The 24,231-nt window shown below is 60.0% G+C and carries 24 protein-coding genes and 1 pseudogene; 20 read left to right on the top strand and 5 right to left on the bottom strand.

The annotated features are described in order from the left end of the window. Positions 1-258 (top strand): annotated as a pseudogene (locus tag AFIDRAFT_RS14145) (serine--glyoxylate aminotransferase); the annotation flags it as partial. Between the two features lie 75 nt (positions 259-333). Further along, positions 334-1,404, top strand: a complete 1,071-nt coding sequence (locus tag AFIDRAFT_RS14150; RefSeq protein ID WP_009340196.1) for a ketopantoate reductase family protein — start codon at positions 334-336, stop codon at positions 1,402-1,404. Positions 1,405-1,554: 150 nt separating this feature from the next. On the opposite strand, the gene AFIDRAFT_RS19850 is transcribed toward AFIDRAFT_RS14150, so the two are convergent. Continuing rightward, complete coding sequence (locus AFIDRAFT_RS19850) at positions 1,555-1,821, bottom strand: hypothetical protein (RefSeq protein WP_210160517.1); 267 nt, start codon at positions 1,819-1,821, stop codon at positions 1,555-1,557. Positions 1,822-2,304: 483 nt separating this feature from the next. On the opposite strand from AFIDRAFT_RS19850, the gene AFIDRAFT_RS14160 reads away from it, so the two are divergent. The 9 genes from AFIDRAFT_RS14160 to panD all read left to right on the top strand — a co-directional run bounded on the left by AFIDRAFT_RS14160 (position 2,305) and on the right by panD (position 9,950). Next, on the top strand, positions 2,305-2,547 hold the full coding sequence (locus AFIDRAFT_RS14160; protein ID WP_009340200.1) for a sulfurtransferase TusA family protein: 243 nt from the start codon (positions 2,305-2,307) through the stop codon (positions 2,545-2,547). 68 nt (positions 2,548-2,615) lie between these two features. Beyond that, positions 2,616-2,978, top strand: coding sequence for a DsrE family protein (locus AFIDRAFT_RS14165; protein ID WP_009340205.1), 363 nt, complete (start codon positions 2,616-2,618; stop codon positions 2,976-2,978). A gap of 64 nt (positions 2,979-3,042) precedes the next feature. After that, positions 3,043-3,582: a hypothetical protein gene (locus tag AFIDRAFT_RS20275; RefSeq protein ID WP_009340207.1), complete on the top strand. Its 540-nt coding sequence runs from the start codon at positions 3,043-3,045 to the stop codon at positions 3,580-3,582. Then, positions 3,528-5,168: a hypothetical protein gene (locus tag AFIDRAFT_RS14170; RefSeq protein ID WP_009340209.1), complete on the top strand. Its 1,641-nt coding sequence runs from the start codon at positions 3,528-3,530 to the stop codon at positions 5,166-5,168. Before AFIDRAFT_RS20275 ends, AFIDRAFT_RS14170 begins: the two co-directional genes overlap by 55 nt. A 43-nt stretch (positions 5,169-5,211) precedes the next feature. Continuing rightward, positions 5,212-6,096 (top strand): phosphate/phosphite/phosphonate ABC transporter substrate-binding protein, encoded by an 885-nt coding sequence (locus tag AFIDRAFT_RS14175; protein ID WP_009340210.1) that lies wholly within the window; start codon positions 5,212-5,214, stop codon positions 6,094-6,096. Between the two features lie 64 nt (positions 6,097-6,160). Next, a complete protein-coding gene (gene phnE, locus AFIDRAFT_RS14180; protein ID WP_009340211.1) occupies positions 6,161-6,976 on the top strand; it encodes a phosphonate ABC transporter, permease protein PhnE in 816 nt (271 codons plus the stop codon). Positions 6,977-6,999: 23 nt separating this feature from the next. Continuing rightward, positions 7,000-7,803 (top strand): phosphonate ABC transporter ATP-binding protein, encoded by an 804-nt coding sequence (phnC, locus tag AFIDRAFT_RS14185; protein WP_245258186.1) that lies wholly within the window; start codon positions 7,000-7,002, stop codon positions 7,801-7,803. A 10-nt stretch (positions 7,804-7,813) separates the two neighbouring features. Continuing rightward, positions 7,814-9,334 carry a sulfurtransferase TusA family protein gene (locus AFIDRAFT_RS14190; RefSeq protein WP_009340213.1) on the top strand — a complete coding sequence of 507 codons (1,521 nt, stop codon included), beginning with the start codon at positions 7,814-7,816 and terminating at the stop codon, positions 9,332-9,334. 268 nt (positions 9,335-9,602) lie between these two features. Next, positions 9,603-9,950: an aspartate 1-decarboxylase gene (gene panD / locus AFIDRAFT_RS14195; RefSeq protein ID WP_009340214.1), complete on the top strand. Its 348-nt coding sequence runs from the start codon at positions 9,603-9,605 to the stop codon at positions 9,948-9,950. A gap of 47 nt (positions 9,951-9,997) precedes the next feature. Here panD and AFIDRAFT_RS14200 read toward each other — a convergent pair whose 3' ends face one another. The 4 genes from AFIDRAFT_RS14200 to AFIDRAFT_RS14215 all read right to left on the bottom strand — a co-directional run bounded on the left by AFIDRAFT_RS14200 (position 9,998) and on the right by AFIDRAFT_RS14215 (position 12,777). After that, positions 9,998-10,831 carry an EamA family transporter gene (locus AFIDRAFT_RS14200; protein WP_009340215.1) on the bottom strand — a complete coding sequence of 278 codons (834 nt, stop codon included), beginning with the start codon at positions 10,829-10,831 and terminating at the stop codon, positions 9,998-10,000. An 81-nt stretch (positions 10,832-10,912) separates the two neighbouring features. Continuing rightward, on the bottom strand, positions 10,913-11,233 hold the full coding sequence (locus AFIDRAFT_RS14205; RefSeq protein ID WP_009340216.1) for a DUF202 domain-containing protein: 321 nt from the start codon (positions 11,231-11,233) through the stop codon (positions 10,913-10,915). Between the two features lie 14 nt (positions 11,234-11,247). Then, positions 11,248-11,652, bottom strand: coding sequence for a YidH family protein (locus AFIDRAFT_RS14210; RefSeq protein ID WP_009340217.1), 405 nt, complete (start codon positions 11,650-11,652; stop codon positions 11,248-11,250). A gap of 228 nt (positions 11,653-11,880) precedes the next feature. Further along, entirely contained in the window at positions 11,881-12,777 is an 897-nt protein-coding gene (locus AFIDRAFT_RS14215) for a LysR substrate-binding domain-containing protein (RefSeq protein WP_009340218.1), read from the bottom strand. A 208-nt stretch (positions 12,778-12,985) separates the two neighbouring features. Here AFIDRAFT_RS14215 and AFIDRAFT_RS14220 point away from each other — a divergent pair, with 208 nt between their 5' ends. The 9 genes from AFIDRAFT_RS14220 (at position 12,986) to AFIDRAFT_RS14260 (ending at position 23,955) form a co-directional block, all read left to right on the top strand. Next, on the top strand, positions 12,986-14,512 hold the full coding sequence (locus tag AFIDRAFT_RS14220) for a 3-hydroxyacyl-CoA dehydrogenase (RefSeq protein ID WP_009340219.1): 1,527 nt from the start codon (positions 12,986-12,988) through the stop codon (positions 14,510-14,512). Between the two features lie 26 nt (positions 14,513-14,538). Further along, positions 14,539-15,741, top strand: a complete 1,203-nt coding sequence (locus tag AFIDRAFT_RS14225) for a 3-oxoadipyl-CoA thiolase (protein WP_009340220.1) — start codon at positions 14,539-14,541, stop codon at positions 15,739-15,741. 79 nt (positions 15,742-15,820) lie between these two features. Next, entirely contained in the window at positions 15,821-16,831 is a 1,011-nt protein-coding gene (locus AFIDRAFT_RS14230) for an ABC transporter substrate-binding protein (protein WP_009340221.1), read from the top strand. Positions 16,832-16,871: 40 nt separating this feature from the next. After that, positions 16,872-17,906 carry an ABC transporter substrate-binding protein gene (locus AFIDRAFT_RS14235; protein ID WP_009340222.1) on the top strand — a complete coding sequence of 345 codons (1,035 nt, stop codon included), beginning with the start codon at positions 16,872-16,874 and terminating at the stop codon, positions 17,904-17,906. A 48-nt stretch (positions 17,907-17,954) separates the two neighbouring features. After that, entirely contained in the window at positions 17,955-19,178 is a 1,224-nt protein-coding gene (locus AFIDRAFT_RS14240) for an acyl-CoA dehydrogenase (RefSeq protein ID WP_009340223.1), read from the top strand. 44 nt (positions 19,179-19,222) lie between these two features. Next, on the top strand, positions 19,223-21,346 hold the full coding sequence (locus AFIDRAFT_RS14245) for an acetate--CoA ligase family protein (protein WP_244469163.1): 2,124 nt from the start codon (positions 19,223-19,225) through the stop codon (positions 21,344-21,346). Positions 21,347-21,399: 53 nt separating this feature from the next. Next, positions 21,400-22,170 carry an enoyl-CoA hydratase-related protein gene (locus AFIDRAFT_RS14250; RefSeq protein WP_009340225.1) on the top strand — a complete coding sequence of 257 codons (771 nt, stop codon included), beginning with the start codon at positions 21,400-21,402 and terminating at the stop codon, positions 22,168-22,170. Between the two features lie 128 nt (positions 22,171-22,298). Continuing rightward, positions 22,299-23,066, top strand: coding sequence for an ABC transporter ATP-binding protein (locus tag AFIDRAFT_RS14255; RefSeq protein WP_009340226.1), 768 nt, complete (start codon positions 22,299-22,301; stop codon positions 23,064-23,066). Further along, the gene (locus tag AFIDRAFT_RS14260; RefSeq protein WP_009340227.1) at positions 23,059-23,955 is read left to right on the top strand and encodes an ABC transporter permease; all 897 of its coding nucleotides are present in this window, start codon (positions 23,059-23,061) and stop codon (positions 23,953-23,955) included. Before AFIDRAFT_RS14255 ends, AFIDRAFT_RS14260 begins: the two co-directional genes overlap by 8 nt. Positions 23,956-24,231: the final 276 nt, after the last annotated feature.

Raw genomic sequence — 24,231 nt, forward strand, 5'->3', positions numbered from 1 at the left:
TTTCGCAAGGTCGTGCTCGAGAACTTCAACATGTCGCTCGGCGCGGGCCTGACCAAGCTCGCGGGCAAGGTATTCCGCATCGGTCATCTCGGCGAATGCAACGAGCTGACGCTGCTCGGCGCGCTGTCGGGCGTGGAGCTGGGCCTGTCGATCGCGGGCGTGCCGCATCGCGCCGGTGGCGTCGCTGCCGCCATGAAGCTCCTCGAAGACCGCACCAACGCCAATCTCGCAAACCACCTCAAGATCATCAAAAACTGACGACTGACGACGACCAAGACTGAACTCAATGAATCCGCCCATCAGATGGCGGAGTTGAACCCTGGGATTAGAGCCATGCCTCACTATAACATCCTCATCCTCGGAGCCTCCTATGGCTCGCTTCTGGCCTCGAAATTGATGTTCGGCGGCCACGACGTGACACTCGTCTGCCTCCCTGCGGAGGCGGATCTCATCAACAAGGAAGGCTTCCGCGTGCGGATGCCGATCCGTGGCCGCAAGGACCAGATCGAGATCGATTCCCGCAAGCTGCCCGGCAAGGTGAAGGCCGCCGGACCCGCCGACGTGAACCCGAAAGATTACGATCTGATCGGGCTTGCGATGCAGGAGCCGCAATATGGCTCGCCCGGCGTGCGCGAACTCCTCGATGCCGTGGCGAAGTCGGGCGTACCGTGCATGTCGATCATGAACATGCCGCCGCTGCCCTACATGCAGCGCATTCCCGGTCTCGATGCTGACGCGCTGAAGCCGGCCTACACCGCACCCGAAGTCTGGGCTAATTTCGATCCCGGCAAATTGACGCTGTGCAGCCCCGATCCGCAGGCGGTGCGCCCGCCGGAGGAAAAGGTCAACGTCCTGCAGGTGACGCTGCCGACCAACTTCAAGGTTGCGCGCTTCGACGACGAGAAAAGCAACGAGATGCTCCGCAACCTCGAGCAAGACATCCAGAACGTTCGCTTCGATGCGCCTGAGGGCAAGATCGAGTTGCCGGTGAAGCTGCGCTTCCATGACTCGCTGTTTGTACCGCTCGCGAAATGGGCGATGCTGATGGCAGGCAATTATCGCTGCATCACGCCGGACGGCATGCGCACCGCACAGGAGGCCGTGCATTCCAACCTCGAGGAATCGCGCTCGATCTACAATTTCGTGGTGGATGTCTGCGTGAAGCTCGGCGCTTCGCGCGACGACATGGTGCCGTTCGAGAAATACGCGGCGGCGGCGGAAAGCCTCTCGCGCCCGGCCTCCGCCGCACGGGCGCTCAACAACGGCGTTCCGAATATCGAACGGGCCGACAAGCTGGTGCAGCTGACGGCTCGCCAGATCGGCATGAGTCATCCCGTCCTCGACGCCATCGTCGCTCTTGTCGATAAGAGGCTTGCGGATAATCGCAAAAAGCTTGCTGCTTAATCGTATCTCACCGGCGCGCTTCGCGAGAGCGAAGCGGCCGGTGTTAGGCAAACATCAGGCATCGGAAGCGCGAAAAAGCCAATGAAACGCCTTAGCCTTATCAAGAATCTTGAGCCGCAGCCCGTCAGAAATTTGAGGGTTGTTTCCCCTTCACGCGATGAGAATTTGCGGTTGAGATTGCTGGAGGCCTTTGTTGCCGTTTGCGATCAAGACCGTGCCGCGATCGTAGAGTTCGCGGAAGGGCTGGTTGATCCCATCTGGGATTATTGAAGCATTCGCCGAGTTCGCTTCGAAGAAGCAGAGTAAGGCCCTGTGCTCGGTAGAGCGATTCCCGGCTGCCGCATTTTGCCAAGAGTTTACGAGATGAGTGGCAGCTTCTCGAATTGATGGAATGGCGGTGGAGACGACAGAATCCATTCCAAGGTCGTTGCCCCGGTGAGCAAGAGTTCGATCTGTAAATTTGAAGGCCATTTCCGAAACTCTGCATTGGTGCGACGCAATAGCGAAAGAACGCGCCAACGGCTTTACTGCGGCGGAATGTCGTCCGGCTCGTTCCATCCGCTGTTGTTCTTGACCGCGTAAAGCGTGTCCCCTAAGGTATCATCAGCGATACGTATCGAACCGCAGTGCTCCGTGTGAGCCGCATTCATCGTCAGTCTCTGACGGGGCGTTATTCGATAAAACAATCGCTGTTTTCCCAAAATGTCACTGATGTGAGTGCGCTTGTCTGAGCGCACGCCGCATCTTGATTCGTAGAATTTGCAATCGGCTCGACGCGCATTGGCGTGAGAGCCGGGCGGGAGGATTTTGTCTGTTGGTTTGTGTTCAGTTTTTCATATGTCGCGCGGGTTGCATTGCGCGCCGTAGCCGGCGAGAGCATCGCTGTCGGGCTGGTTCGTTATGAACGAGCCTCTTATCGCCGATGTCGAATGGGATGCGGGCGATCTGGGCTGCGGCCCGCTGCTGCTCGAATTGCGCAATCGGTTGCGCACCATGCCAGGGCAGGTGTTCAAGCTGATCTCCGTCGATCCAGGCTCGCCGGAGGATCTGCCGGTCTGGTGCCGGCTCAGTCGCAACGAACTGCTGCATCACGATCCGAAAACAAAGAGCTACTGGATTCGCTCGCGTCTCGACTGGGAGTGACGCGGCGCCCGAGAGAAACCTGATTCCCGATTCGAAAAGTTCACACGCCGATCTAAAAGGAGATTCAAATGGCCGGAAATTTCGTCGTCAGCCTGACCCACGCCAAGAACGATACCGACAAGGCGACCGTCGCTTTCGTCATCGCCAATGCGGCGATCGCGTCCGAGAAGAAGGTCGTGGTGTTCCTATCGATCGAGGGCACGCGGCTGTCACAGAAGGGCTATGCCGACGACATCCACGAAGAGGGCTTCGCGCCTTTGAAGGATTTGATGAAGAGCTTTGCCGAAGCAGGCGGCCAGATGTTCGTCTGCTCGCCCTGCTTCAAGAAGCGCGGGCTCGACGAGAACAATCTGGTGCCGGGTGCGGTGATCGTCGGCGGCGCGAAGCTCGTCGAATTCCTCGGCGATGGCTGCCCCAGCGTCAGCTACTGACAAATTCCGCGAGCGTTTGCGTGGTGTGAACGCTCGCGCATGGTCCATTCAAGGGATGGCATTGATGTTTCGTTATCGGTGGCTGCTTGCTTTATTTGTGGTGGTGACGCTGGGTTACATGGCACTGAGCTTTGCCATGTTCCAGATGCCGGACACGATGGCGGACGCCGAGAATTGTGGCTTCCTGCCCGGTGAATTCGTTGCCGCAGGTCAACTCACGTACGAGCGTTCACAGGCGTGGTTGATCAGCTTTCAGCGCAAGGACGAAATCTGGATCGCGGTGTCGGTCGGAATGGCGGCAACCTTTATCGGATTTGCCCTGTCGATCGGGCGACGCGTCGGCGGCGGCGTTGCCACCGGCGCCGCGATGGGCGGCGGCGTGCTGGCGCTGTCGGCCATATGCGTGAGTTGTCTTGCGCCGGTGCTGTCGGTGGTCGGGCTCGGTCTCGCCGGCTCGCTGTTCGCCGGCCTGCCGAAATGGTTGATCGCACTCAACACCCTGATGTTGACGGGGTGGGGCGCACTCTATCTGTCGCGGCGAGGCAGTTCATGCCCGGTGCCGCGCTCCAAAACCTCGATCTCGTCAAATCCGAAAGCCGTCTGAGGGAGGCCGTGATGCTTGCCAGAACCTGTAAACTCGGAACGGCTCTTGCTGCCCTGCTGCTGTTGCCGCTGCCTGCCGCAATGGCAACCGACTATGCGACCGTGCTGCAGCCCGCAAAGCCAGGGTTGCCGCTCGCGCATCCCATCGCCAAGACTGACATCGCGCCGCCGCCATTCTCGGAGATCGCCGACCGGCCGGTGAAGCCCGCTTATGTGCCGGGCCTGCCGGGGTTGCCGCAAGGCGTCGCGGTGAAGGATGATTTCGGCGTGCCGCGGCCGCCGAAATATGACGGCGTGGTGATCCGCAAGAGCCGCGTCGAGAACGGTGAAGTGGTGATTCCGCCGGGTGGCTTGTTCTATCTGGAAGATACCTGGGGAGGCGAGGTGGCGTTGCGCGGCGAACCGATGCCGGTGCTCGGTCGGATGCCGACTTATGTCGATTACGACATGAGCATCGTCGTGAAGGAGAACGTCACGATTCCAGCGGGCAAGAGCGTCGTGGTCGGTGGTACGGTTTATCAGTATTACGCAACTGTCGGGCACGAGAAGCTCGCCAACCATGCGCTGCATGTGAAGACCATCGCGGGCACCGATTGGGAATGGGCGTTCGGCTCTCCGGTGTTGTCGCAGACAGAGCCGTCCTGGTGGGGCACGCGCTTCACCCAACTCTACAATCAGGGGCAGGCCCGCGAAGTCACACCGCAGAAGATGGTGTTTGACTGGATTTCCGGCGTTCGGATGGACCGCCTGCTGCTGGCCGATGAGAAGGTGTTCTCCGGTCTTGCCAGCGCGGGCGATCAATGGACATCGGGCGCGCGCACCATTCGTCTCGCCGAAGTGAATGCCGAGGCCGGCACGGCACGCATCGAAGTGATCGAGGACGGCAAGGTCGTTCTCAATCGCACGCTCGGTCCGGTGAAAAACGAATTGCTGATCGAAGATCACGACGCCCGCAAGGCGCTGGTGTTCGAGCACGGTGATGTCGCCGGATTTCTGTCGCCATGGCCGGAGCCGTTCAAGGACGGCAAGGCCAACCTGAAAATCTACGGCAAGACCTTCAGTCTCAATTACGGGCAGGACTACGCGCCCGACGCGCGCTTCGCCGTTTATCCGGTCGGCTGCCCGACCGGACACAATTTCGGGTTCATGCTGGTCAACAAGGAAGAGATCCGGCTGAAGCCGGGGGCGGCGTTCAGCGGGCCGGAAGGCTACTTCAAAGTCGCGGTCGACCGCATCGACGGCGACAAGGTCACCGCCTGGCATGTAGAGGACAAGAAGGGCAACCGCTCGGTCAATCTCGGCGGCGCGGATGTCGCCAATGTCGATCTCGTCCTCGGTCAGGGCCGCGTGACAGGACAAGCCATCCTCAAGGATGTCGGTCGTGCCATGCTGGCGCGGACTTATCAGTCGATCGTCGAGGCGAGCGGACAGACGGTGGCCGCGAATACTGGCGCCAAGCCGGCGACGCATGAAGCTGCACAGTCCGCAGTGGTGGCCGGGCTTTCGCCGGGCATGCTCGCCGGTTTCGGAATCCTGCTGTTGGGCTGCATCGGCGTCGGTTACGAAATCGGCCGCCGCCGCGCATGATTCAAAGTTCAACGTCAAGCATTCAACATGGGGAAACGACATTATGGATATGAATAAAGGGCGAAGGAATTTCATCGTCACGACGGCGGGCCTTGCGGCGACGACGCTATTCACGCCGGCGATCGCGCAGGGCAAGAAGAAGCTGCATTTCGGTGTCGGCCCGCTGCTGCCAAATGCTGACGACACCAGGAAAGCCTACACGCCGGTGTTCGCGCATCTGGCGAAAGAGCTCGGCGTCGATTTCGATCTCGTCGCGACGACCGATTGGGCAGGCATGGCAGTGGCGATGGGCTCCAACCAACTCGATGTCGCGTGGATGGGACCGTGGGGCTACATCATCGCCAATGCCCAGACGGGCTGTCAGGCGGTTGCGACCGTGAAGTACGACGACAAGCCGGTCTATTATGCGATTATCATCGCGCGGCCCGATCTGCAGGTTTCGAAATTCCCGGACGATACCAAGGGCAAATCGATTTCCTTCGCCGATGTGGGCTCCACCTCGGGCTGGCTGATCCCGAGCTACTACGCCAAGGAGGTCTGGAAGATCGACCCAAAAACCTACTGGAAATACACCGATGGTGCGACCCATGGCGCGAACGAGATCGCGGTGAGTTCGGGTCAGGTCGATATGGCGACTGACTTCGACCGCAACCGCAACGCGATGATCGCCAGCGGCAAGATCAAAGAAGGCGCCAACAAGATCATCTGGACCTCCGACCCGCTGCCGAACGATGCGATTGCGTTGCCAGCCAATGCGCCGAAGGAGCTTGGTGCTCAGGTACAAAAGATCCTGGCCGCGATCACGGTCGAGCAGGCCAAGACGCTGCTGCCGCCGCGTTACACCGGGTTCGTCCCTGCCGACCACGCCTCCTACGCGATGATCGAAAAGGCAGGTATCGCGGTCGGCAAGATCAAGCCGAAGGCATGAGCACGATGCTGATGGCGGGCTGCGGCAGTGCCGCGGCTCGTCACGGTTGCGACCTGAGACGACGATGATGAGTAGAGCCGAGCGCGCACTCGCCGATCTTGAAGTGATGCAACGCGGCTCGACGGGAACGCGCGTGCGGTTTTGGGTGATGGTCGCGATCGTCGCGGGCTTCTACGCAGTGTCGTGGAATCTCGCTGGGGTCGATCTCGCGAAGCTCTCGACCGGACTGCCACGGCTTGGCCATTGGATCATGACGGCGTGGCCGCCGAAATTCGACGAACTGCCGCTGTTCGCGCTGCGCACGGCAGAAACCGTCGCGATGGCCGCCATCGGCACCACGGTGGCGACCATTCTCGCAATTCCGATGTCGATTCTTGCCAGCCGCAACATCACACCGTGGCCGCGCCTGTATTATCCGGCACGCTGGTTTCTGAACGCGTTGCGCGGCATCGACTCCTTTGTGTTTGCATTGTTATTCGTCGCAGCGGTGGGGTTGGGTCCATTTGCAGGCGTACTTGGCATCGCGTTGCACACCTGGGGCAGCGCCGCCAAATTCTTTGCCGACCATATCGAGAATGTGAATCTCGGGCCGTTGGAAGCGGTGCGCACGACAGGTGCTGGGCGTTTCACGGCCATCGCTTATGCGCTGGTGCCGGATGTGTTGCCGGTGATGCTGTCGACGACATTGTTCTGGTGGGAGTTCAACGTCCGCGCTTCGACAGTGCTGGGCGTGGTCGGAGCGGGCGGCATCGGGCAGGAACTGAAGAACAGCATGGACCTGCTCGATTTCCCGCGCCTGTTCACGATCATTGCCGTCATCCTCGTTGTCGTCACCGCGCTGGATCAGTTGTCCGGCTGGTTGCGCAAGCGACTGGTGTGACTATGGCGGAAACAATGCAAGTCATGAACATGCCGATCGCATCGACCATACTGGAACGCCATCATGGTGCTTGCCGGATGCGGGTGGATGGTCTCAGCAAGGCGTTCGACGGGTATGCGGCCATCGAGGATGTCAGTTTTGACGTGCATGACGGCGAGTTCGTCGCGGTGCTAGGTCCGAGCGGCGCCGGGAAGACGACGCTGTTTCGTTGCATGGCCGGCCTGCTTGCGTCTGATGACGGCAGTGTGTGGATCGACAATGACGACATCGCCGCGATGCGCGATCGCTCGCGCCGCCGGCTTGCGGTGGTGTTTCAGCAATTCAATCTGGTGAACCGGCTGACCGCACTCGAGAATGTTCTCGCCGGCCGGCTCGGTTACGTTCCGGCCTGGCGCGGCTGGTTGCGGCGCTTCACCCGCGCCGACCGGCTATTGGCGATGGAATGTCTCGACCGTGTCGGTCTACTCGCGCAGGCCGGGCAGCGCGCGGACACGTTGTCGGGCGGCCAGCAGCAGCGCGTTGCGGTCGCGCGGGCACTGGCGCAGCAGCCGAGCCTGATTGTCGCCGACGAGCCGGTCGCGAGCCTTGATCCGAACGCCAGCGCCGGTGTGTTGGAACTGCTGCGCGGCATCGCGCGCACGGACGGCGTCGGCGTAATATGCAGCCTGCATCAGGTGCATTTCGCGCGCGTCTATGCCGACCGCATCATCGGCCTGTCGCACGGCCGCATCCTCATCGACGTGCCGAGTGCGAAATTCGATCAGGCGGCGTACGAAACTTTGTATGGTTCCCAGAACCCGGCCTCCGCCGATCCAACATCCGTGTGAGACAATCATCATGACCGACGCCGCGACTCCGCAAGTCCATCCTTTTCCTTCCGACGTCAGCTTCGACGGCGGCGATCTGGATTGCGGCAACGGACTTTTGCTGCTGATCCGCAAACACATCGATCCGATGGCGAAGGGCCAGCTTCTGGAAATTCTCTCCACCGAGATTTCGGTCGATGAGGATCTGCCCGCATGGTGCCGGTTGACCTCGAACGATCTGGTGTCGTTCACCAAGACCGGCAAGCAGCGCAGCTTTCTGATCTGCAAGGGCAAGTTCGACGAGCGTGGCAAGGCCGATGAAAAGCCGGCGGCGAAGGTGTCCGCGCCATTTGCGCAAGCTGCATCCGCCGCTGCGCCGGTGCGCAGACCTGCACCCGTGATTCCGCCGCTCGCGGTGACGGGCATCGGAAGCTGGCCGCGCCCGCGCTGGATGGTCGATGCGATGCACGCCTATGTCGAAGGCCGGCTCGAGGAGGCGGCCTTCCATCAGACCGCCGATGACGCTGTGCGTCTTGCGGCGGCGGCGCAGGAACGCGCGGGCGTGGATATCGTCACCGATGGAGAGCAGCGCCGCGACAGCTACGCCAGCTTTGTCGCCACCCGGCTCGACAATTGCCAGTTGATTCCGCTGACCGATCTCCTGCCGTTGGTCGATGACCCGGAGGAATTCGAGCGCGAACTGCGTGCGCTCGATGTACCGGCAGCGGATGTTCGCCATCCGGCCATTTTCGGCCGCATCAGCCGCAGCCGCCCGCTTGCGCTGCATGAATTCGATTTTCTTTCCACCATCACCGATAAGCCGATCAAGGTGGCGCTGCCGGGACCATATCTCCTGACGCGGACGATGTGGATGGAGTGCCTGCAAGAGCGCGCCTATCAATCGCGCGAGGAGCTTGCGGAAGATATCGTCACGGCGCTGCGTGCGGAGTTGGCCGATCTCATGGCGGCGGGCGTTGCACTGGTGCAGTTCGATGAGCCTGTTTTGTCGGAGGTAGTGTTCAGTGGCCCGAAGAGCCGGCCGAGCTTCATGTGCGGTGCGCTGTCGGAGACGCGCAGTCCTGAGCACGAGCTGGGCTTCGCCCGCGATCTGATGAACGCCGTCGTCGATGGCGTGCCGCGTGCGCGCACGGCGGTTCATGTTTGCCGTGGCAACTGGACGCCGGATGAATCGGTGGCATTGGCCGGAAGCTATGAGCCGCTTCTCGATACGCTCGGCGCGATGAAGGTCGGCGCATATCTTCTGGAGATGTGTACGCCGCGCGCGGGTGAGATGGAGCTGTTGCGTGCGCTGCCTGCGGAGGCCCGCATCGGCGTCGGTGTCGTCAATCAGAAATGCGCCCATGTCGAAGGCTGTGAGGATGTGGAGGCGCGGATCAGGCACGCGATCGATCTGTTTGGCGCGGACCGTGTCTTGTTGCATCCCGATTGCGGCTTCGCGACCTTCGCCGACAATCCGATCTGCGCCGCGGTCCCTGCCGAGACCAAGCTCGCGCGGATCGTGGAGGCCGCAAGGCGCGTGCGCGGCGGGTAATGACACGATGAAATTCGTGTCCGGCAGAGCCAGCGGATAGGCGGATTTTTCTGTGCTGGACGCGCAAAAAGGCTTATGTCAAAGCAGCCGGCGGCAGCCTGCGAATCCTTCCCGATAGCCCCGATGCGGGCGTGGGTCCGTTCGATCCCGCGCCTTTTCCGGAGGGGTTCATCGCTATATAGCGCATCAGCAGTTTGATGGCTGGTCATGGGTATGCCCCGTTGCATGGGTCTATGACGGGCTGCCCGCGATCTTTAGGAGACGTTCAATGCAAGTGACTTTGATGAAAGGCAAGATTCACCGCGCGCGGGTCACCGAAGCCGACTTGCATTATGAAGGATCGATTTCGATTGATCGCAATCTTATCGATGCCGCGGGTTTTGTCATCAACGAGAAGGTCGATATTTTCAATATCGACACCGGCGCCAGATTTTCGACCTACGTCATTGAGGCTCCGGCCGGCTCGGGCACCATCGGTCTTAACGGAGCTGCTGCGCGTCTGGCGATGACCGGAGACAAGGTCATCATCGTTGCCTATGCCAGCTTCGATAACGACGAGGCTCGCGGATTTAAGCCCTCGGTCGTCCTCGTCGACGAACAGAACCGGCGAATTTAACTTTGTGCGATGGCCTGCTCCGCAAGGATCGATGAACTTGCAGATGCCTAGGCGAAGCGCAGGATTCCTGCACCCGTGGCGATGATGCACACGGCGATCATGCGTACCTTGCTGACCTGTTCTTTCAATATGAACATCGAAATCGCCGTTCCGAACAGGATGGATGTCTCGCGCAGGGCTGCGATTACGGCAACAGGTGCAAGTGTCATCGCCCAGAGCGCCAGGCCGTAGGAGATGATGGTTCCTGCGCCGCCGATCAGCCCAAGATGCCAGTTGGCGGCGATGTAGTTCTTGAAATCCACGCGCCGCGCAACGAACGCCCAGGCGATCAGCGGAATGCCGGTCAGCAGGAAGATCCACAATGTATAGCTGGCGGGCGTGCCTGACAGACGCACGCCATATCCGTCGATCAGCGTATAGCTTGCGATCACCCCAGCATTCAGGAGGGCGAGCATCAGCCCGGCCCTGTTGTTCGCGTGCCCGGAGGCTGCCATCGCAAGAATCCCGGCGCAGATGATCGCAATGCCGGCCCAGGCAGATGGGCTGAGATGGCTTCCGAGAAAGGCGACGCTCGTGATGGCGACCAATAGCGGCGCGGTGCCCCGCATCAAGGGATAAGTCTGACTCATATCCGCAAGGTGATAGGTCCTAGCGACCAACACGTAGTAGCCGATCTGAAGCAGCGTGGAAGCGCCGATGAAAGGCCAGCTTTCCCGGCTCGGAACGGGAAGAAACGGCAGGCACACCGCTGCGATCAGCGTCGCCCATGTCGTGACCAGCACGGTGGTGAGCAGCTTGTCGCTGCCGCCTTTGACGACGGCGTTCCAGATGGCATGAAGTCCGGCGGCGAAAAGAACGACGCTGAATACGAAAATGGTCATTCTGACAGTCGTCCGCCTTGTCCGGTCTGTTGCTGCTTGACTGCGAACGGTGGCCGGAGATCCCGGCCGGATTGTCTTCGTTTATTTCATGAGCCGCGTGAGGAGCAGGGCAGCGTGGATCGTGGAGGCTAGAACCACGATGATGGCCACCCCCAGAAGATACTTCCGGCTTGTGTCGGTGACGACTTGTTCGCCTGCCGTGTAGCGCGACCGTTGATGGCCGCGATGCAGGCTCGCACAACCCAGAGCGGCCAGAAGCAATGCGACGAGCAGATGGATGGCCGCCGAGGCGGAAAGTCCGATGCGGATCGAGAGGGACGCGGCAATGAGAGCCAGCAAACCGGTGCGCGACCAAGCGAGACCAGTTCTCTCCGGTTGAAGACCGGGGTCTCTGCTGTCCATCACATTCCTCTACATCAACCGAAAGCGATGATGAGCCAGGCGAGTCCGACAGACAGGAGTGCCGTAAACAAGGCCAGGAAAGGAAGCAGGAAACTGAGCGGCAGATCGGCCTCTTGGCGCATGGCACGTTCCGCGCGCGCCCATCGCGTGTAGGCGACACCTCCGAGCATCCCGCCGACCAGCAGCAGGATGATGGAGAGAATAAGCCTCAACTGTGCGGAGCCGAGATGGGACGCGAACTGATCGATACCGATCGCGCCGGCGACGATGGCGAGGGATGTCCTGATCCAGGCGAGGAAGGTGCGCTCATTGGCGAGCGAAAAACGGTAGTCCGGGCGTGTCCCGGTCTCCCACCATTTCAGGCCTTTCTTTTTGCTCGACTCGACCGGAGTCTCAAAAGCACGAGAATGCAAATTCATTTCAGTACCTTACGGGCTGCAATGGATTGCTGCAGCAGCTTGCTTGTCGCAGTCGTCCATAATTGTTTCATAAAATGGAATGAAACAAGCCAAAGAACGAACCACAGAGGTACATATCACTATGGCCGCATTGTGGGGAGAAATATTCTCTCAAATATATCTACGGCTTGTTACTGAGCCTCCCGATTGCGAGAGGGCAGCATATTCGGCCTCCGGCCAAATAAGGCCTCACAAGCGGTGGCATAGTTCGGCGAGTGCGTTGCGCAGCCAGCGGTGGCCGAGATCGTCATCGACCGACTGGTGCCACATGAAATAGATCGGGATGTTGGGAAACTCCAAAGGCGTCTTCATCACCTTGGTGCGGAAGAAGTCGGCATAAACCAGCGCCATGCGCTTCGGCAGTGTGCAGATGAAGTCGGTTTTCTGCACGATTAGCGGCATCGAGAGAAAGTGCGGCACCTGTAACGCGATGTCGCGCGTCAGCCCGTGCTTTTTAAGAACGACGTCGACGATCGGCTTGTCCTGCTTCAGCACGACATGCGGGATCGAGAGATAGTCCTCAATACTCAGGTGATCACCGATCGTCGGGTGGTCCTGCCGCACCATCGAGACGAGATGTTCGTCCATGACATGGATGTTGCGGAATTCATCACCCTCGATCTTGAAATAGTCGGTGGCGAGATCAATCGAACCGTCACGGAGCTCTTCCTTGATATGGCGTCCAAGTTCTGGCCTGATCTGCACCTGAATGTGAGGGGCCACGGTGGCGAGCCAATCGACGAAGCGCGGCATGATGACGGCTTCGCCATAATCGCTGATGGCGATCACGAATTTCCTTGTCGCGGTTTCGAATTCGAATGCTTCCTGTTTCCGCAGCCCATTCTGGATGAGATCGAGTGCCTGACGGATCGGAGCCGCGAGTTGCTTGGCGCGCGCGGTTGGCATCATCCCCTGTGCGGTGCGGATGAACAGTTGATCGTCAAGCGTGGTGCGCAGCCGCGCCAATGCATTGCTCAGCGCGGGCTGGGTCATGTTCAGCTTGGCGGACGCGCGGGTGAGGCTGCGTTCACTTAAGATGGCATCGAACACCGTCAGCAGATTGAGATCGATGTTCCTGAGATTCATCAGTCTGTCCCGGGTGCGCAGCGTTCTGAATAATGGGCCAACCCAGTATCACGTCTGGCATTCCAACTTATCATTGCCGTGAATGAAGGGCATATCAAATATAAATTGGATATGTGTTCGGCCGCTTCCTAGTCTCCCTTTCGAAAATGGCGCTCGATCAAACGGGCGAACCAAGAAACCGCCACGCAAGCGGAACAGGGAGATACGGGTGGAAAGCATCCTGCCAAAAGAAAATCTGGTGATCGGTGTCATTGGCGCCGGTGCCATGGGGCGGGGCATTGCCCAGGTTGCGGCAACGGGCGGAATGACCGTGCTGCTGACGGATAGCCGGCCTGAAGCTGTCGCGGATGCCGTGAAATCCATCGAAAAGGCGCTCGCCCGCCTGAAAGAGAAGGGCACGATAGATCAGGGCGCGATGGATCGAGCGCTCGGCCACATCAAGCCGGTCCAGAGCGTAGAACAACTCGCCGAATGCCGCCTCGTAATCGAAGCGGTGATTGAAGATCTCGACATCAAGCAGGCGCTCCTCGCCCAACTCGAAAATATCGTTTCGGACGATTGCATTATCGCGAGCAACACGTCCTCGCTTTCGATTACGACGATTGCGTCGAAATGCCGCCGTCCGGAGCGGGTCGCCGGATTCCACTTCTTCAATCCGGTGCCGGTGATGAAGCTCGTCGAGGTCATCGACGGGCTGCAAACTCTACCCGCTGTTGGCGACGCGCTGATGGATGTCGGTAAGCGCATGGGCCGCGAACCGGTCAGGATCAAGGATGCGCCGGGCTTTCTCGTCAATCAGGTCGGCCGCGCCTACACGCTCGAGGCCGCGCATCTGGTGTCGGAAGGCATTGCAACCTTCGACGATGTCGATGCCGTGATGCGCGAAGCGGCCGGCTTCCGCATGGGACCGTTCGAGCTGCTCGATCTGGTTGGGCTCGATGTGAATCATCCGGCAACGGATGCGATCTATCGACAGTTCTATCATGAACCACGCTATCGGCCCTCGGTTCTCATGCAGAGCCGTCTCGATGCCGGGATGCTTGGCCGCAAGACCAAGCGCGGCTTCTATGATTACAGCGAGCAGAAGGATGCGGCCCCGGCCGCCGAGATCAAGAGTTCTTCTTCGTCATCCTATCCGGTCTGGGTCAGCAGGTTTGAGCCAGAACAGGCGGACAAGCTGATCGCGCTGTTGAAGACGCTGAACGTCAAGATTGAGGACGGCGCGAGGCCGTCGTCTGCGGCGCTCTGTCTGGTGACGCCTCTTGGTGACGATGCGACCCACAGCGCGGTGGAGCAGGGGCTGGATGCCAAGCGCGTTGTCGCGGTGGATGCGCTGTTCGATCTCGGCAAGCGCCGCACCATCATGTCGACGCCGGTGACTGAATCTTCCTACGTCGATGCGGCGAGGGCCTTGCTTGGCAGTGACGGCGTTGCCGTCACCGTGACGCGCGACAGCCCCGGGTTCATTGCCCAGCGGATCGTTGCAATGATTGCCAACATCGGCGCATCGATCGCCCAGAACCGCACGGCATCAGCGAGCGACATCGACAAGGCGGTCAAGCTCGGTCTTGGCTATCCGCATGGCCCGCTCGGCTTTGGCGATGCGCTCGGTACCGGAACATTGCTCAAAATCTTGAACAACATGCAGCGGCGGTATGGCGACCCGCGCTACCGCTCGAACCTCTGGCTCACGCGCCGCGCCGAGCTCGGGGTTTCGTTGACGCTGCAGGATTGAGGCGCATCGCGCCAAAGGAGAGATGAATGCTGGACGCTTATATCTATGACGGAGTGCGCTCGCCTTTCGGCCGGCAGGCGGGAGGACTGGCGCGGATCCGTCCTGACGACCTTCTGGCGCAGGTGATGCAGGCGCTGATGGGGCGCAGCAAGTTCAAGGCCGAGCAGTTCGAGGACGTCATCGTCGGCTGCGCCAATCAGGCTGGCGAAGACAGCCGATGCGTCGCGCGCCATGCGTCGCTGATGGCGGGCTTTCCCGTCGACCTTGGCGGCACTGTGATCCAGCGTAATTGCGGCAGCGGCCTCGGCGCGGTGGTGAGTGCAGCGCACGCGGTTACCGCGGGCGAGGGCGATCTGTTTCTCGCTGGCGGCGTCGAGAGCATGAGCCGCGCACCGTTCGTGATGGGGAAGGCGGAAGCGGCTTTCTCCCGCGACATGAAGATCTTCGATTCCGCTGTCGGCTCGCGCTTTCCAAATCGGGAAATCGAAAAGAAGTTCGGCGCTGATACCATGCCGCAGACTGCGGATAATCTCGCGCGTGAACATCAATTGAGCCGCGACGAAGTCGATCAGTTCGCGCTGCGTTCGCAACAGCGCTATGCAGCCGCCAAGACGGCGGGTTTCTTCGATGGCGAGATTGCCGCGATCCAGGTTGCGGGTCCGAAAAAGGGAACCCAGACCACGGTCGCTGCCGACGAATTTCCGCGCGCGGATTCCTCTCTTGAAGCGCTTTCGGGTCTGCGGGCGATTCATGAAGGTGGCGTGACCACTGCCGGAAACTCGTCGGGTATCAATGATGGCGCGGTCGCGCTCACAGTCGGCTCGCGACAGGCAGGCGAACGCGCCGGCAGCGCGCCACTCGTCCGCATCCTTTCGGCGGCGGCCGTGGGAGTTGAGCCGCGCGTGATGGGCATCGGACCCGTGCCGGCGATTCACAAGGCGCTGAAGCGCGCGAATATGTCGCTCGATCAGATGGATGTGATCGAGATCAATGAAGCGTTCTCCGCGCAAGTGCTGGCTTGCCTCAAGCAGCTCGGAGTCGATGCGAAAGATGACCGCGTAAACCCCAATGGCGGCGCGATCGCAGTCGGACACCCGCTCGGTGCATCCGGTCCGCGTCTTGTGCTGACAGCCGCGCGCGAACTGCAACGACGCAACGCCAAGCGCGCCGTCGTCAGTATGTGCGTCGGCGTCGGGCAGGGAATTGCAATGGTTCTGGAGAGATCTTGATGACTTGATCGACAGACCGTGACCCCGGTGCAGACAAGCACACAAAAATGGGGCGCGATCACCACACAGGGAGGGTACCATGAACGTACGGCGAATTGCGTTGGCGTGCCTATCGTTGACGGCGGTTGCGTTTTCCTTGCAACCGGCGGCAGCGGAAGTATCCGAAATCAGACTGGCCAGACAGCCAGGCCTATCCTACCTGCCGCTGGCTGTGATGGAGCGTGAGAAGCTCATCGAAAAGCACGCGGCTGCGGCAGGCCTTAAAGATATCAAGGTGGAATGGTCGAAGTTTGCCGCCGGCAATGTCATGAATGATGCATTGCTGTCAGGCAGTCTCGATATTGCTTCGGGCGGCGTCGCGCCGCTGATTACGCTCTGGGCCAAGAGCAATGGGCAGGTTCGCGGTGTTGCCGCCCAGACAACTTCGCAGATCTACATCAACACCCGAAATCCAGACGTGAAAACGATCAAGGATTTCACCGACAAGGACCGCATCGCGTTGCCTGCGGTGAAGGTGTCGGTCAACGCGATCGTGCTGCAGATGGCTGCCGAGAAGGCGTTCGGCCCCGGCAATGCCTACAAACTCGAACCACTTACGGTCTCGCGGTCTTATGCCGAAGGCAGTGCAGCTCTGTTGTCCGGCGCGGGCGAAATTAACAGCGCCGCGTCTGCGCCGCCTTACTATTATAAAGAGATCGCGACGCCCGGCATTCATACCGTGCTGAAATCGTATGACGTTCTTGGCGGCCCCAGCACGAATAACCTGCTCTGGACCACGAAGAAATTCCACGACGAAAATCCGAAGCTGTATGCGGCGTTTTTCGCCGCCTACAAGGACGCGATCAATCTGATCAACAAGGACCCGAAGAAGGGTGCTCAGATTTTCCAGGATGCGGATCGCAACAAGGCCTACTCGATCGACGAACTGGTGATGATGCTGACGGACAAATCGTCGATGGAGTTTACGATCGTTCCGCACAACGTCACGAAGTACTCGGACTTCATGTATCGCATGGGGTCCATCAAGGAAAAGCCGAAGAGCTGGAAGGATCTGTTCTTTCCGGAAATTCACTCGCTGCCGGGTAGCTGAAACGCGCGCGCAATGAACGCACATTTATCGGGAGAATAGGATGAAAACGTCTCTTTGGTTGAAGGGTTTTGTTGCCAAGGCCGCTTTGCTCGCTTCCGTCGGTCTCGCCAGCGTCACGGTCCATCAGACGCCAGCGCGCGCCGAGGTGAGCCAGATTACCATCGCGAAGCAGTATGGGCTGCTGTTTCTGCCTTTGATTATCATGGAGCAGAACCATCTGATGGAGAAGCATGCCGCCAAGGCCGGCATTCCCAATCTTACCGTCAAATGGCAACGCATGACGGGCGGCAACGTCATGAACGAAGCGCTGATCTCGGGCAATCTCGATTTCGCCTCGGGTGGGGTGCCGCCGTTCCTGATCCTGTGGAGCAAGACTCAGGGCAATCTGGACGTCAAAGGCGTCGCGGCGATGGACTCCTTGCCGATTTATCTCAATACGCGCGATCCTTCGGTAAAGACGATCAAGGACATCACCGACAAGAACCGCATCGCGATGCCTGCGGCCGGCATTTCGATCCAGGCGATCATGCTGCAGATGGCCGCTGCAAAGGAATGGGGACCGGATCAGGCACGCCGCCTCGACAAGAACGGCGTGACACTGGCGCATCCCGAAGCGATGTCGCAAATGCTGTCCAACATGGGCGCCATCGACAGCCATTTTGCTTCGCCGCCTTACAATTTCCAGGAGCTGACAAAGCCGGGCATCCACAAAGTGCTGGATTCGTACGACGTGCTTGGCCCTGCGACCTGCGAAGTGGTCTGGACCACCAGCAAGTTCCACAAAGAGAATCCGAAAATCTACAAGGCGTTTCTCGATGCATTCCAGGAGTCGATTGATTTCATCAATGCCAACAAACAGCAAGCTGCCGAGATTTACGTCAAGAGCACCGACAACAAGGAATCTCTGAAGGACACGCTGGAGATCATCAATCACCCGCACACCGAATACACCACGACGCCGAAGAACATGATGAAGTATGCGGCGTTCCTCAAGCAGGTTGGCCTTATCAACAAGACGCCTGCGGTGTGGAAGGATCTGTTTTTCCCCGAAGTCCATGCGTTGCCGGGAAGCTGAGCAGCGACGGCCATACGCGCACGTCGTATTGTAAAGAAGGGTGATCCCATGGATTCAGCAGTTGCAAGCAAGCCGGTCGATGCCAGCACCGTGACGCTGACGGGCGGAACGTTCCACTGGGACGACCCGCTTCTGCTTGAAGACCTGCTGAACGAGGACGAAAAACTGATCCGCGACACGGCGCGCGACTATGCGCAGTCGCATCTGATGCCGCGGATTCTCGAAGCCAACCGGGATGAATCGTTCGACAGAACGGTCATGAAAGAAATGGCCGATCTCGGTTTTCTCGGAGCAACCATCGACGGCTATGGCTGCGCGGGCATCAGCTATGTGTCGTACGGGCTGATTATGCGCGAGTTCGAGCGTGTGGACACGAGTTTTCGTTCCGCGCTCGGCGTGCAGACCACGCTGTCGATGGTGCCGATCTACGCCTATGGCTCGGAAGCACAGCGGGACAAATATCTGCCCGCGATGGCGAAGGGCGAGATTCTCGGTTGCTTCGGGCTGACGGAGCCGGATCACGGTTCTGATCCCGGCAGCATGAAGACGCGCGCCAAGAAAGTGCCCGGTGGTTACCGGCTCACCGGCGGCAAGACCTGGATCACGCATGCGCCGATCGCCGATATCATGGTGGTGTGGGCGAAGGACGATCAGGATGTGATCCGTGGCTTCATTCTGGAGCGAGGCATGGCCGGCCTTTCGACCGCCAAGATCGAGAACAAGTTCTCGGTGCGGGCGTCGCCGACTGGGCAGATTTTCATGGAGGATGTTTTCGTTCCCGAGGAAAATCTGTTGCCAGGTGTGCAAGGATTGAAGGGGCCGTTCGGCTGCCTCAACAATGCGCGCTTCGGCATTATCTGGGGGGCGATGGGCGCGGCCGAGTTCTGCTGGCACGCCGCGCGGCAGTATTCCATGGATCGCAAGCAGTTCGGCCGGCCGCTGGCAGCCAATCAATTGATCCAGAAAAAGCTCGCAGACATGCAGACCGAAATCTCGATCGGCCTTCTCGCCTGCCTGCATGTCAGCCGCCTCCGCGATGCGGGTAAAGCGACGCCGGAAATGCTCTCGCTCCTGAAACGTAATTGCGCGGGCAAGGCGCTCGATATCGCGCGCGCGGCACGGGATATCCACGGCGGCAATGGCATTTCGGACGAATATCACGTCATCCGCCACCTGATGAATCTCGAGACCGTCAATACGCTGGAAGGCACGCATGATATCCATGCGCTGGTACTAGGCCGAGCGCAGACCGGTATCTCGGCGTTCAACTGACAAGAAACATAAAGCGAATCCGCAGGGAGACTGATGTGACGGCAATGACGCAGACGAGGCCGCTAAAAGGTGAAGCGAAAGATGCGCTGAAGGCGCTGTTGGCTCCACGCTCCATCGCAATCCTTGGCGCGTCGTCGGATTTTCGCAAGGTTAGCGGTCGTCCGGTCAAGCATCTGCTCGATAAAGGCTACAAAGGGCGCATCTATCCGGTTAATCCGCGCGCGGAGATGATCGGTCCGCTGAAAGCCTATCCGAATGTTGCGGCAATCGACGACGACATTGATCTGGCGATCATCGTGCTACCCGCGAGCGAGGTCCTGAATTGCGTGCGCGAGCTGGGCGCGAAAGGTGTTCCGGTCGCGGTGATCTTCAGCTCCGGTTTTTCCGAGCTCGGCGATGCAGGCCGCAAATATGAGCAGGATGTCGTCGCGGCGGCTCGTGAAGGTGGCGTAAGGCTGTGCGGGCCGAATTGCCTTGGCCTTATCAATTCCTTCGAAAGCGTGCTGGCGACGTTCAGCCAGTATGCCGACAGCGATACGCCGTCAGGCCCCATCGGTTTTGTCACGCAATCTGGCGCGTTCGGGACTGCCATCGCCGCGCTCGCACGCCGTCGTGGTCTCGGGCTCGGCTATTTCGTCAACACTGGCAATGAAGCCGACCTGACCTTCTCGGAGATCATGGGCGAGGTCATTCGCGACCCGCGCATCAAAATGGGTGCGGGCTACATCGAGGGCTTGAAAGGCGGCGAGGATTTTGTCGCGCTGGCGGAACAGGCGATGGTTGCGGGCAAGCCGCTGGTGATGACGAAGGTCGGGCGACTGGGCGCGGGGGCGCGCGCGGCTGCCTCGCACACGGGATCGCTTGCGGGTGACGATGTGGTGTTCGACGGTGTGGTGCGCCAGCACGGCATCATCCGCGCGCGCAACGAGGAACACATGCTCGACATCGCCGAGGTGATGTCCTGCTGCAAGCTGCCTGAAGGCAACGGCATTGGCCTGTTGACCCAATCTGGCGGCGCCGGCGTGCTGATGGCGGATCGCGCCCAGGAGGTCGGGCTGTCGGTGCCGGTGCTGCAGCCTGAAACGCAGGCGGCATTGCAGAAGGTCATTCCGGGTTTCGGCGCGGTTGGAAATCCGGTCGATGTTACCGGGCAATTCGTCGCCGATCCAAATTTGCTGCTCGAAAGCGTCAAGCTGATGCTGGCCGATCCGAATGTGGATGTCGGCATCGTCTGGTTCCAGTTGATGGAAGCGCATGTCGACAAGCTCGTGAAGGTTCTTGTCGAAATCCGCGATCAGGTGACGAAACCGTTTGTCGTGTGCTGGGTCGCCGCCCCGGAAGCGGGCGTTCTCGCGCTTCGCAAGGAAGGAATCGCGGTGCTGCGTGGCGCCGAGCCCGCGGTGGATGCCGTTGCAGCACTTGTGCAGTATGCGGAGATGCGGCGCAAATGGCTGGCGCGCCGCGAGCACAAGAAAGCGATCAAGCTGCCGAAACTCGATCTCCCCTCCAAGGGAGTTGTCTCGACGATGGACGGCGTGAAGCTGCTCGATCAATGCGGCATCGTACATATCCCGACGGTGCTGACGACATCCGCCGACGAAGCGGCAAAGGCTGCAAACAAGCTCGGTTACCCCGTTGTGCTGAAAATCGAGTCGCCGGACATCTTGCACAAGACGGAGGCTGGCGGCGTCATGCTGCGCCTCACGGATGAAGCAAAGGTCAGGCAGGCTTTTGATGCGATCATGGCGAACGCAAAAAAATACAAGCCGAATGCCAGGCTGCATGGCGTGGTCGTGCAGGCCATGGCGAGTGGTGACACCGAATTTGTCATCGGCCTGCAAAATGACCCGGTGTTCGGTCCGGTCATCATGGCCGGTCTGGGCGGCGTTCTGATCGAGGTGCTGCGCGACGTGGTATTCCGCAAGGTGCCGCTGTGCGAAGGCGAAGCGGCGGATATGCTGGATGCGCTGCATGGCAAGGCGGTGCTCGCTGGCGTCAGAGGCCGCCCTCCAGTCGACCGGAAGGGTCTCATCGAGATGATCTGTGCGGTGTCGCGCCTCGGTGCGGCGCTTGGTCCTCGGCTTTCGACGCTCGACCTCAATCCCATCATGCTGGGTGAGACATCTGCGACCGCCGTCGACTGGCTGATGATGCTGGATGAGGCATAAGCTATGCGCGCAGCCACGGTGCAGCGTGTAAGGTAAGTTTAAGGGAGATCGGAATGTCTTTGACCCTGCTGGAGCAGCCGCATGAGCATGTGGCGTTGCTGAAGCTCAATCGTCCCGAGGCGCGCAATGCGCTCAACGACCCCCTGCGTGCGGAGCTGGCGAGTCAGTTCGAGAAGCTGGCGGCGGATCGCAACACGCGCTGCATCGTCATCACGGGCAATGACCGCGTGTTCGCGGCCGGTGCGGATTTGAAAGAAGCCGTCGAGTCCAGCCCGATCGACATGATGGCACGGCGTGTTCTTTATTTCTGGAAAGTGATTGCCGGTTGCCGCAAGCCACTGATCGCAGCGGTCAACGGCTTCGCGCTGGGCGGCGGCTGTGAGCTGGCTTTGCAGGCGGACATCATCGTGGCCGGAGAGGGCGCGAAGTTCGGTCAGTCCGAGGTGAGCGTCGGCATCATGCCGGGCGGCGGAGCGACGCAGCGACTCACGCGCGCCATTGGCAAGTATCGCGCCATGAAGATGCTGCTGACCGGCGAGCATGTGACGGCGGAAGAAGCCCGCAGGCTCGGCTTCGTCAATGACGTCGTGCCGGATGACAAAGTGGTCGAGACTGCGGTTGGCATTGCGAAGACCATCGCCTCGATGCCGCCGCTTGCCGTGGAGCAGATCAAGGAAGTCGTTCTGGCGGGAATGGACAGTTCGCTCGATGCCGGCCTGATGCTGGAACGCAAGGCCTTCGAGATACTGTTTGCGTCCCGCGACCAGGAAGAAGGAATGCGGGCGTTTATCGAGAAACGTAAGCCCAGTTTCGAAGGCCGGTGAGTATCGATCCAAAACGGGCATCGATTCAACCAGTCTTTATATTAGACCGTCGCAAGGCGGTTCAGTAGAGTTCAGGCTGCTAAAAACAGATCTGCAATCAGCGGACACAAGGACGGGAGGAGGGACCGATGACGACAGCACCACTGCTGGAGGTCAAGGGCGTCACGTTGCAGTACAGGACGCCGAGCTATCTCATCACCGCGACCTATCGGGTTGATTTCAATGTCTTTCAGGGGGACAGGTTTATCCTGCTTGGGCCTTCGGGTTGCGGCAAATCGACCCTTTTGAAAGCGGTCGGCGGCTACATGCCTCCGACCGAAGGGGAGATGACCCTCAAAGGCAAGACCATCACGCGTCCCGGACCGGACCGGATGATGGTGTTTCAGGAGTTCGACCAGCTCCTCCCTTGGAAGACGGTGAAGGAGAACGTGATGTTCCCTTTGCAGTGCACCAACAAGCTCGGCGCCCGCGAAGCCGAAGACAAGGCGATGCACTACATTCGCAAGGTCAATCTGGAGAAGTTCGCCGACAGCCACCCGCATATGTTGTCCGGTGGCATGAAACAGCGGGTCGCGATCGCGCGCGGCATGGCGATGGAGCCGGACATCCTGTTGATGGACGAGCCGTTCGCCGCACTCGACGCGCTGACGCGCCGCAAGATGCAGGACGAACTGCTGATGCTGTGGGACGAGACGCGCTTCACGGTGCTGTTCGTCACGCATTCGATTCCCGAAGCGATCAAGATCGGCAACCGCATTCTGTTGCTGTCGCCGCATCCGGGTCAGGTGAAGGCCGAGCTGAACGGCGGCGTGCACGGCGAGGAAGCCACCGAGCTGGAATCGCGCATTCAGACCATGCTGTTCGCTGACACCATCGAGGAGGCGGAAAATGTCTGACGTATCGCTGACGATGAGAACGCTCACGGCACCGATCCGCCCGGAATTCGTGCGTGATGCGGCGGCTGCCGAGCGCGCACCGACGGTGGTGGAAAAGCCGTTGTCGCTGTTTGTGCGGCTCTACAACCAGACGTGGTTGCGCAAGATTCTGATCCTCATCATCCTCGCGTTGATCTGGGAAGCCTATGGCCGCTACCTGAACAACAATTTGTTGTTCCCGACTTTCAGCGAGACCATGAGTGCATTCTTCGCCAATATCGGCAACGGCGTGCTGCCTGCGCGCGCATGGTCATCGGTCAAGGTGCTGCTGATGGGCTACGCCTGCGGCATTACGCTGGCCGCGATTCTGACGGGGCTGGCGATCACGACACGGATCGGCACGGACTTCCTCGAGACCCTGACGTCGATGTTCAACCCGCTGCCCGCCATCGCGCTGTTGCCGCTGGCGCTGATCTGGTTCGGCCTCGGCAATGGCTCGCTGGTGTTCGTGCTGGTGCACTCGGTGACCTGGGCGATCGCGCTGAACACCCACTCCGGGTTCTTGTCCGTCAGCCGCACGCTCAAGATGGTCGGGCGTAATTATGGTCTCGGTGGGCTCGGCTACATCCGGAAAATCCTTATTCCGGCGGCGTTCCCGAGCATCCTCACCGGTCTGAAGATCGGCTGGGCGTTCGCTTGGCGTACCCTGATCGCGGCCGAACTGGTGTTCGGCGTGTCGTCAGGTTCCGGTGGGCTTGGTTGGTTCATCTTCGAGAACAAGAACAGTCTCGATATCCCGACGGTGTTCGCCGGTCTGTTGACCGTCATCATCATCGGTCTTGTGGTCGAGAACGTCATCTTCCGCGCAATCGAGGCCAATACAGTCGATCGCTGGGGCATGCAGTCCTGAGCCAAACGACTACGCTGGATGACAACGTCAGCACGGCATCAGGGACTTAACCCGGATGCCGTGCTGGACAGTTGCAGGATTCGTTCTGCAAAGTCTTTGATGTAATGAGCCATCGCCGCAGGTCCGGCTCGGCTCTCTCTCCACAACAGCTTCTGCGATACGAACGCGATCGTTCATGCGGCGAGGCTGCATCGAACGCGATGGGCTGTGAGATATCTCCGGGCGCTTAAGACGTAACGCCGCTTGTCGCAGGAAAGGCCTCTCCTTCGGTTTGAA

This window comes from Afipia sp. 1NLS2, assembly GCF_000178995.1.
Taxonomy (GTDB): Bacteria; Pseudomonadota; Alphaproteobacteria; order Rhizobiales; family Xanthobacteraceae; genus Afipia.

What these genes read in the sequence shown, in the direction of transcription:
- AFIDRAFT_RS14150 (WP_009340196.1), top strand. Translation starts at nt 334, where the DNA reads ATGCCTCACTATAACATCCTCATCCTCGGAGCCTCCTATGGCTCGCTT.
- AFIDRAFT_RS19850 (WP_210160517.1), bottom strand. Translation starts at nt 1,821, where the DNA reads ATGGATTCTGTCGTCTCCACCGCCATTCCATCAATTCGAGAAGCTGCC.
- AFIDRAFT_RS14160 (WP_009340200.1), top strand. Translation starts at nt 2,305, where the DNA reads ATGAACGAGCCTCTTATCGCCGATGTCGAATGGGATGCGGGCGATCTG.
- AFIDRAFT_RS14165 (WP_009340205.1), top strand. Translation starts at nt 2,616, where the DNA reads ATGGCCGGAAATTTCGTCGTCAGCCTGACCCACGCCAAGAACGATACC.
- AFIDRAFT_RS20275 (WP_009340207.1), top strand. Translation starts at nt 3,043, where the DNA reads ATGTTTCGTTATCGGTGGCTGCTTGCTTTATTTGTGGTGGTGACGCTG.
- AFIDRAFT_RS14170 (WP_009340209.1), top strand. Translation starts at nt 3,528, where the DNA reads ATGCCCGGTGCCGCGCTCCAAAACCTCGATCTCGTCAAATCCGAAAGC.
- AFIDRAFT_RS14175 (WP_009340210.1), top strand. Translation starts at nt 5,212, where the DNA reads ATGGATATGAATAAAGGGCGAAGGAATTTCATCGTCACGACGGCGGGC.
- phnE (WP_009340211.1), top strand. Translation starts at nt 6,161, where the DNA reads ATGATGAGTAGAGCCGAGCGCGCACTCGCCGATCTTGAAGTGATGCAA.
- phnC (WP_245258186.1), top strand. Translation starts at nt 7,000, where the DNA reads ATGAACATGCCGATCGCATCGACCATACTGGAACGCCATCATGGTGCT.
- AFIDRAFT_RS14190 (WP_009340213.1), top strand. Translation starts at nt 7,814, where the DNA reads ATGACCGACGCCGCGACTCCGCAAGTCCATCCTTTTCCTTCCGACGTC.
- panD (WP_009340214.1), top strand. Translation starts at nt 9,603, where the DNA reads ATGCAAGTGACTTTGATGAAAGGCAAGATTCACCGCGCGCGGGTCACC.
- AFIDRAFT_RS14200 (WP_009340215.1), bottom strand. Translation starts at nt 10,831, where the DNA reads ATGACCATTTTCGTATTCAGCGTCGTTCTTTTCGCCGCCGGACTTCAT.
- AFIDRAFT_RS14205 (WP_009340216.1), bottom strand. Translation starts at nt 11,233, where the DNA reads ATGGACAGCAGAGACCCCGGTCTTCAACCGGAGAGAACTGGTCTCGCT.
- AFIDRAFT_RS14210 (WP_009340217.1), bottom strand. Translation starts at nt 11,652, where the DNA reads ATGAATTTGCATTCTCGTGCTTTTGAGACTCCGGTCGAGTCGAGCAAA.
- AFIDRAFT_RS14215 (WP_009340218.1), bottom strand. Translation starts at nt 12,777, where the DNA reads ATGAATCTCAGGAACATCGATCTCAATCTGCTGACGGTGTTCGATGCC.
- AFIDRAFT_RS14225 (WP_009340220.1), top strand. Translation starts at nt 14,539, where the DNA reads ATGCTGGACGCTTATATCTATGACGGAGTGCGCTCGCCTTTCGGCCGG.
- AFIDRAFT_RS14230 (WP_009340221.1), top strand. Translation starts at nt 15,821, where the DNA reads ATGAACGTACGGCGAATTGCGTTGGCGTGCCTATCGTTGACGGCGGTT.
- AFIDRAFT_RS14235 (WP_009340222.1), top strand. Translation starts at nt 16,872, where the DNA reads ATGAAAACGTCTCTTTGGTTGAAGGGTTTTGTTGCCAAGGCCGCTTTG.
- AFIDRAFT_RS14240 (WP_009340223.1), top strand. Translation starts at nt 17,955, where the DNA reads ATGGATTCAGCAGTTGCAAGCAAGCCGGTCGATGCCAGCACCGTGACG.
- AFIDRAFT_RS14245 (WP_244469163.1), top strand. Translation starts at nt 19,223, where the DNA reads ATGACGCAGACGAGGCCGCTAAAAGGTGAAGCGAAAGATGCGCTGAAG.
- AFIDRAFT_RS14250 (WP_009340225.1), top strand. Translation starts at nt 21,400, where the DNA reads ATGTCTTTGACCCTGCTGGAGCAGCCGCATGAGCATGTGGCGTTGCTG.
- AFIDRAFT_RS14255 (WP_009340226.1), top strand. Translation starts at nt 22,299, where the DNA reads ATGACGACAGCACCACTGCTGGAGGTCAAGGGCGTCACGTTGCAGTAC.
- AFIDRAFT_RS14260 (WP_009340227.1), top strand. Translation starts at nt 23,059, where the DNA reads ATGTCTGACGTATCGCTGACGATGAGAACGCTCACGGCACCGATCCGC.